This window comes from Armatimonadia bacterium (assembly GCA_039679385.1).
In the GTDB taxonomy this organism is placed as follows: Bacteria; Armatimonadota; Zipacnadia; order Zipacnadales; family JABUFB01; genus JAJFTQ01.
The window spans coordinates 47,358-55,034 of the sequence record JBDKVB010000149.1; the positions used below are offsets into that span (position 1 = coordinate 47,358).

Sequence of the window (7,677 nt, forward strand, 5' to 3'; positions counted from 1 at the left end):
GTTACAGGTAGCCGTGTTGCTTCAGGAAATCCTCGGTGATGCCCTGCTTGCGCTCGGTCAGCGCACCCAGCATCCGGTGCACATACTTGGCCAGGACATCGGTCTCAAGGTTAACGTCCTCGCCCGGACGCAGGTTTCCAAAGGTGGTATGCGCCACGGTGTGCGGGATGATCGCGACCTCGAAGTAGTCGCTCCCGCAGGCGGTAACGGTCAGGCTGATGCCGTCCATGGCGATGCTGCCCTTCTCGACGACGAAGGGGCTCAGGCTCTCGGGCAGCGAGAACCGCCAGCGGGTCGTCTGACCCTCCGGTATGGAGGACAGGACCGTGCCGACGCCGTCGACGTGGCCCTGGACGAAGTGCCCGCCCAGTCGTGAGGAGGCGCTCAGCGCTCGCTCGAGGTTGGCCCGTTTCCCGGCTCGCCAGCCCGAGAGCGTTGTCCGTGACAGCGTCTCCGAGCCCGCATGGGCCGTGAAGTGAGTGCTCCCGAGCGCAACGACGGTCAGGCAGCAGCCGTTCACGGCGATGCTGTCGCCGACCTGCGTGCCCTCCAGAACGGTGCGGGCCTCGAGCGTGATATCCGCACCGAGGGTGACCGGAGTCACCGAGCGCACCGATCCGACTTCCTCAACTAGTCCTGTGAACATGGGTAGGCGTCAACCCTGAGGTCGTCTCCCACGCGCGCCACGGCGGTGATGGACAGCGGTCGAGCACCGGCCATGCGCTCAGGCCCAGGCCCTGCAAAGACCGGAATACCGTCGCCGCCCAACACCTTCGGCGCGTAGAAGAGGACGAGCTTGTGAACCAGATTCTCGGCAAGGGCTGCAGCGGCCAGAGTGCCTCCGCCCTCCAGCAACACACTCATCCGCCCCTGTGCGCCCAGATGATCCATGAGCGCACCCAGGGGCACCCGCACGGGCTCACCGACTGCGGTCGGCATCGGCTCCAGCACCAGCACCTCGGCACCGGCCTTCCGAAGGGCCTCGATGCGTTCCGGTGCGGCCTGACTGGTGACGGCAATCAGGCAACCGGCTTCGCTCTCAGCGCAAAGGACCCTGGCTGAGACCGGGGTGCGTGCCCGCGAGTCAACCACCACACGCAGGGCATCCCGCGCAGAAGGGTCCTCCAGGCGCGTCGTCAACTGCGGATCATCGGCAAGCACCGTCCCGACGCCGACCATGACGACCTCCGACCGGTCGCGCAGCTCATGGACCTGTCTGCGAGCCGCCTCACCGGTCACCCACCGGGAATCGCCGGTGCTCGTGGCGATCTTGCCGTCAAGGGTGCAGGCCATCTTCAGCGTGACGAAGGGCCGCCCCGTCTGTTTGTGATGTATGTAGGCCTCGTTGAGCCGTCGCGCCTCGGTCGCCAGGACCTCGGGAGTGACCTCAAGGCCGGCCTCACGAAGCTTCTGGGCACCCCTTCCGGCACAGCGCTCATCACAGTCGTCACAGGCATAGACGACGCGACGAACCCCAGCCCGGAGGATGGCGTCCGTACAAGGGGGCGTCCGGCCCCAGTGGCAGCAGGGCTCCAGGGTCACATAGATCGTGGCGCCACGGGCACGCTCTCCGGCCTCTTGCAGGGCCAGAGGCTCTGCATGGGGCTGTCCCGCTCGCGAATGGAAGCCCTCGCCGACGATTTCGCCCTCGGCCACAACGACACTGCCAACGGCGGGGTTGGGGCTGGTGCGGCCCAGTCCCCGCGCAGCAAGCTCAAGGGCCCTGCGCATGAACTTCTCATCTGCCGCGCGCTCTGCGGCCAGGTCACTCTGCGACACGCTTAGTTGGCCCCTCCCGGACCTTTCTTGTCCTGCAAGTCCTGCAACGCCTTGTAGATGGCCGCCTGTTCCAGGTGTCTCTGGCGCTCCAGCAGCCGCAGATCGATGACCGAGAGGACGATCACGACGACTGCCAGGAGGGTGAGAACGCACCAGAAGACGAGCTCGGAGAGGGCGTCTGGCCAGCGGTGAACCGTGCCGAAGAAGATCATGCCGATGATCGCCATGAGCAGCGCGGCGGTAACCAGGCGCAAAACAAGCTGGGGGCGTGTGATGAGTTGCCGCTTGCGGAAGTACCCGGACACTTGCACGGCGGCGCCAACTGCCACAGCAACCGCCATGACCATGAGCACGACTGCCGAGGTGTAGCTGAGCTCAGGTGCGCCCGCCATTGGTTGTACCCCCCATCACCGCCATGATAACATAAGCCGAAGGCGGTTCACAAGATTGCGCAAGACCCGGGGCCTCGCACCTGCGAGCGACCCGAGGCGGGGGAGTTGCCGCGATGCTCAGACGTCTGCAGGTGCTGCGAGAGCCCGACCAGGAAGCGGTGATGCTGGCCGCAGTCCCGAACCCGGCTACCCTCCGTGGTGGCGTCCGCTTGTTCTTGCGGGCACTCTCAGCGGCGCTGACACCCTCCGGCCACGACGCCGACTATGACAGTCTCATGGGGCTGAGCGGTCTCGCCTTCATGCTACCCACCTTCGCGGACGGCGGACCGGAGTTGGACACAGGCGACGTCGGCGAGCTCCTGCCCCAGGCCTTGCGGGCGCTGGGAGTGCAGGGAACGGTGCTCTGCGCGACAGGTCCGGAGGAGACGCAGATCTGGACGGAGCCGATCACCCAGGCACTGCGTGCCGGCTTCGGTGTGCCGGTGCTGGGATGGCCCGAGGAGCAGGACGACTGGGCGGTCCTCACCGGCGTCGATCCCGGCCGGCGGGTCTGGGTCGGCTGGCCTGCGGGGTATGAGGAGAAGACCTGCCTCGGGGCACCTCCTCGGGCCTGCAAGACGGTGGTCATCGCCGGGACCTGTGAGACGACTGCGCCCTGGGAGGCCGCCACAGCTAGCTTCGAAGGGGCGCTCGCGCGCCGTCAGCAAATGAGGGCGGCACATGACACCTGGTGTCAGGTTCTTAAGCGGGAGAAAGAGGGCACTAAAGAGGCTGCGAAGCCACTCGGCGAGCGCCTGGCCGCCCATGTCCGGCTCCGGTCCTGGCTGGCCGATGCTCGTTATTCTGCGGCGAAGTTCGTGGAATGCTGTGCGGATCTCGCTCCGGCCAGTGCTCTTGAGGGGCTGGAGGCAGCGGTTGGCCACTACGAGGAAGCGGCCCGTGCCATCGAGTGGGTGCCGGTGCCTCTGGAGGAAGAGCTAGAAGGAGACGACCTGGACTCCGCCGAAGAAGAGAGCAATCTGGAGGAGGCTTTCGACGCGGTCCTCAGGTCCGAGTCTGCGGCCCTCGACAGCCTGTCCCATGCACTGAAGGGCGAGCCGGTGAGAGACGAGTGGTCCGCCGGATAGCCTGCAAACCGGGCCGGGCAAGAGCACGGAGCAAGACAACACAGGGAGGCGCACATGCAAAGCCACGTCTTCTACCAGCCGTCCTACTCGCTGCTGCAGTTGGTGCTTGAACAGGGCGAAGCCGTACAGGCCGAAGCAGGCGCAATGGTCTCGATGACGCCGAATGTACTGATGCAGACGGCGGCTCGCGGCGGCATCCTCGGCGGCCTCAAACGGTCGCTGCTGGGCGGCGAGAGCTTCTTCATGAACACCTTCACCTGCACGAGCGGCCAGGGCGAGCTGACGCTGGCTCCGTCGCTGTCCGGCGACCTGCTGCACGTGCCGCTGAACGGGACCTTCTATGTCCAGTCGGGCTCCTACATCGCCAGCACGCCGGGCATTCAGATGGACACCAAGTGGGGTGGCGCAAAGCTGTTCTTCTCCGGCGAGGGTCTGTTCCTGCTCAGGTGCCAGGGCCAGGGCGACCTGTTCATCAGCTCCTACGGCGCGATCCATGCGGTGCAGCTTGCCGAGGGCCAGCAGTACGTGGTCGACACCGGCCACATGGTGGCCTTCGAGGACACCATCACCTACAAGGTGCGTGGGGCCGGCGGGCTGAAGGAGACCTTCCTCTCCGGCGAGGGCCTGGTGTGCGACTTCACCGGACCGGGAAGACTTTACCTGCAGACCCGGAGCATGGACGCCTTCCTGAAGTTCCTGATTCCCAAGCTTCCCAAGTCCAGTTCCTAGCAGCCGAACCTCTAGAAGCCGGGCCCAGACGCCCGGGACGGGAGACGGATCGACGAGTATGAACATGGGCCAGCCGATGCGAGGTGGCCGCGGACACGGACGTGGGGAGGACTCTGGGCGGGAGGGTGAAGGGCCACCGCCGCTGAGCATTACCGACAAACGGATGCTGGGCTGGTTCTACGCGAATCTGGGCCCGCATTGGCACAAGATCGTGCTTGGCGTCCTGACCATGACCGGCGCGACCTGGGCAGGTCTGTACCAGCCGAAGCTGCTGCGCGACATCTTCGACAAGGTCATCGGGCAGGGCCAGACCAACCTGCTGTATCCCCTGGCAGCCGCCCTGATGATGTGGACCATCCTCGGCGGCGTGCTCGGCGCTGCCCGGATGACCGTGATGCACCTGCTGGGGCAGCGGTTCATGTACACGCTGCGGATGCAGTGCTACCGCCACATGATGACGCTGGACATCGCCTACTTCGAGAACCAGCGCACCGGCGACATCATGTCCCGCATCAGCAATGATGTGGGGACCGTCGAAGACATGGTGGTCCACGGCACCGACAACCTGATCAGCAACGCGCTGCGGATCATCGGTGTCGTCGCCTTCATGTTCTGGATGAACTGGCGGATGGCCGTGGTCGCCCTGGTTCCGCTGCCCATCTTTCTGGTCAGCATGATCGTCTTCGGTCGGGTGATTCGCCCCGTCTTCCGGCGCATCCGCGAAGAGCTGGGCGACATCAACGTCAAGCTGCAGGAGCGCATCTCGGGCATCCAGGTCATCAAGGCCTTCGCCCGCGAGGACGCGGAGGCCGAGTTCTTCGACGTCTCCGCCAAAGAGTACTGGAAGGTCAACGCCAGGAGCATCTGGATGTGGAGCACCTTCTTCCCGGCCGTCGGCCTGATCACCTCAGCCGGCAGCGTGGTCATGACCTGGTACGGCGCTCGACTGGCTACCGGCGGCAACGCCCTGGCGACCGCCGGTGACGTGGTCGCCTTCCTGCTGTACCTGCAGCAGTTCTACCAGCCCATCAGCACCCTGGTGCAGACCTACAACACGATGAACCGGGCGCTGGCCTCGATGGCACGGATCTTCGAGTTGCTGGATGAGAAACCCGAAGTGGCCGAGAAGGAAGGCGCCGTCGAGCTGGAACAGGTGGAAGGTCGCGTCGACATTGAGCACGTGCGCTTCCGCTACACGACCGGCGAGGTCGTGCTCCACGATGTCTCGGTGTCGGCGGCACCGGGTGAGACTGTCGCGATCGTGGGCCGCAGCGGCGCGGGCAAGACCACCTTGGTCAACCTCATCCCCCGCTTCTATGACCCCTTCGAGGGCCGGGTGCTGGTCGACGGCCATGACGTGCGAGAGGTGACGAAGCAGTCCCTGCGCCGCAATCTCGCGATGGTGCTGCAGGAAACCTTCCTGTTCAACGCCACGATCCGCGAGAACATCCTCTACGCCCGACCCGACGCGACCGAGGAGGAGTTGGTGGAGGCGGCCAAGGCTGCCTATGCCCACGACTTCATCGTCGAGTTGGAGAAGGGCTATGACACGATGTGCGGCGAGCGCGGAGTGAGACTCTCCGGCGGGCAGAAGCAGCGACTGTCCATTGCCCGGGCGCTGCTGGCGAATCCGCGCATCCTGATCCTGGATGAGGCGACCTCCCTGGTCGATACCGAGGCGGAGCAGATCATCCAGAAGGCCCTCGCGAACCTGATGCACGGGCGGACGACCTTCGTGATCGCCCACCGCCTGTCGACGATTCGCAAGGCTGACAAGATCGTGGTCATCGATGACGGGCAGGTTGTCGAGCAGGACCGGCACGAGGTGCTGATCGAGAATCAGGGCCTCTACGCCGAGATGTACAACCGCCAGTTCCAGTTTGAGGAGGATTGGGGCATCCCCTCCGGTGTGGGCAATGCGGGCGGAATGGGTATGGGCGGTCCGCGCGACCCCGGTAGCGGAGGCTAAGGCCTGCGCTGCACCGGCCCCGGGGGACGATGTGCCGTGATGGGAGACGCGTCTGTGGGTCCGAAGGCTGTGCTGCCGCGCTTGAGGGCGCTGGCTCGTGCCCTGCGCTGTGTCCGTGCCCTGCGGGGCCTTGTACTGTGGAGCGCCGCGACTGCCCTTGTGCTCGCGGCGCTTGTTGCTTTGCTCGACCAGATTCCCCGCTATGCCGCGATTGCCCCGTACCTCGCCGCCGGGCTGACTAGCCTGGCTCTTCTGCTGTGGGTCGCGCTGGTGTTGGTCCCGGCACTGCGACCCGTTTCCCTCAAAGATGCCGCGCGACTCGTCGAGGGCCGCTTCCCGCAGTTGCAGGATGGCCTGCTGACCCTCGTGGATCCGGCGCCGGAGTTCACTAAGGCTAGTGCACAAGAGTCGGCACGGCCGGCGCGGACACTGACCGACCTACTGGGACTGGAGGTCTCGCGCCGACTTGAGGGCCTGGACCTGCTAACGGCGCTGGACTTGCGTGGCCTGCGGCGACTGGCGCTCGCAGCCTTGCCGCTCCTGCTGACGGCGGCGCTGATTACGGCAGCCTGTCCGGTTGGTCTGGCGCGGCTGACGGGACCGGGTGGAATCGGCCAGACCGAGAGACCGGCGTTGAGGCGGCCCGTCCTGCCTCCCGAGTTGGAGCAGTTGGGGCTGCGCGATCTATCGGTCGAGGTTGAGCCGCCGGCCTACAGTGGCCTTCCCGGGCAGACGCTGCACGAGGACTTCGGAAGCCTGGAGGTACTCCGGGGGAGTCGGGTCACGATTCGCGCTACCATCGACCCTGAGGCGACGGCGGTCCTGGAGATCGGGCAGGTGCAGGCCTCGGGTCTTCGCGGGCCAGACCTGAGCCGGAGCTTCACCGCGACCGGGAGCCTGCAGTGGACCCTGACTGCGCAGCGAGCGGGCAAGCACGCCTCTGTTGGACCCTACAGGCTGCGGGTCAAGGAGGACAAGTCGCCGACGGTGCGGTTGGTGGAGCCCGGCCGCGACCTGGTGCTGGACCGTGTGGAGCCCCTGCGGCTGGTGCTCTCCGCTGACGACGACTTCGGCGTAGCGGCGCTGCGACTCCAGTACCGGCGTGCCGGGGAGCGGACCTGGCGCAGTCTCGAGGTCGCCGGTGGCGAGCGGCATCTGAACGCAGCCTTCCAGTGGGACCTTGCGCCGATGGCCCTGCGCCCCGGTGAGGCGATTGAGTACCGGGCAGTGGCGCAGGACACCGACCTAGTCTCCGGCCCCAAGACCGCCGCGACTTCCCTCTACCGAGTCGGCCTCAAAGCCCTGCCACCCTTGCCGCCGACGCCCGCGACGGTTGAGAAGGCCCAGACGCGCGAAGAGGATGCGCTCGCGAACCTGAAGACCGAGGCAGCAGCCTTCGATCAGCAGCTCCAGGAGATGATCCGGCAGGCGCAGCAGGCGGAGAGTTCAGGCAGCTCCGGCCAGGTGTCCCGCGGTGAACTCCAGGAGGCTCAGCAGCGCCTCGCCGGGCGAGCCGAGGACCTGCGGCAGGCGATGGCCGAGGCGGAGAAGCTACTGGCCGAGAGCCCGCTGCTCAGTGATGACCTGGTGCAGAAGGTGCAGGAGCTGCACAAGCTCATGTCCGAGCTGATGAACGAGGACCTCAAGCGCGTGATGGAGCGTGTTCAGGAGGCGCTGAAGC

7 protein-coding genes are annotated in these 7,677 nt (G+C 66.1%); 4 read left to right on the forward strand and 3 right to left on the reverse strand.

Annotated elements, in window-relative coordinates:
• Position 1: 1 nt before the first annotated feature.
• From ABFE16_17365 to ABFE16_17375, 3 genes are read right to left on the reverse strand one after another with little or no spacing between them, the layout of a single operon-like run.
• On the reverse strand, positions 2 to 646 hold the full coding sequence (locus ABFE16_17365; protein ID MEN6347070.1) for a riboflavin synthase: 645 nt from the start codon (positions 644 to 646) through the stop codon (positions 2 to 4).
• Complete coding sequence (gene ribD, locus ABFE16_17370; GenBank protein MEN6347071.1) at positions 631 to 1,779, reverse strand: bifunctional diaminohydroxyphosphoribosylaminopyrimidine deaminase/5-amino-6-(5-phosphoribosylamino)uracil reductase RibD; 1,149 nt, start codon at positions 1,777 to 1,779, stop codon at positions 631 to 633. Before ribD ends, ABFE16_17365 begins: the two co-directional genes overlap by 16 nt.
• A 2-nt stretch (positions 1,780 to 1,781) precedes the next feature.
• Positions 1,782 to 2,171 (reverse strand): hypothetical protein, encoded by a 390-nt coding sequence (locus ABFE16_17375; GenBank protein MEN6347072.1) that lies wholly within the window; start codon positions 2,169 to 2,171, stop codon positions 1,782 to 1,784.
• Between the two features lie 113 nt (positions 2,172 to 2,284).
• Between ABFE16_17375 and ABFE16_17380 the strand changes: the two genes are divergently transcribed.
• From ABFE16_17380 to ABFE16_17395, 4 genes are all read left to right on the forward strand, one after another.
• A complete protein-coding gene (locus ABFE16_17380) occupies positions 2,285 to 3,298 on the forward strand; it encodes a hypothetical protein (protein MEN6347073.1) in 1,014 nt (337 codons plus the stop codon).
• Positions 3,299 to 3,352: 54 nt separating this feature from the next.
• Positions 3,353 to 4,027, forward strand: coding sequence for a TIGR00266 family protein (locus ABFE16_17385; protein MEN6347074.1), 675 nt, complete (start codon positions 3,353 to 3,355; stop codon positions 4,025 to 4,027).
• A gap of 58 nt (positions 4,028 to 4,085) precedes the next feature.
• Positions 4,086 to 5,996 carry an ABC transporter ATP-binding protein gene (locus tag ABFE16_17390; protein MEN6347075.1) on the forward strand — a complete coding sequence of 637 codons (1,911 nt, stop codon included), beginning with the start codon at positions 4,086 to 4,088 and terminating at the stop codon, positions 5,994 to 5,996.
• A gap of 54 nt (positions 5,997 to 6,050) precedes the next feature.
• Positions 6,051 to 7,677: hypothetical protein (locus ABFE16_17395; GenBank protein MEN6347076.1), on the forward strand; the 1,627-nt coding region annotated here is incomplete at its 3' end.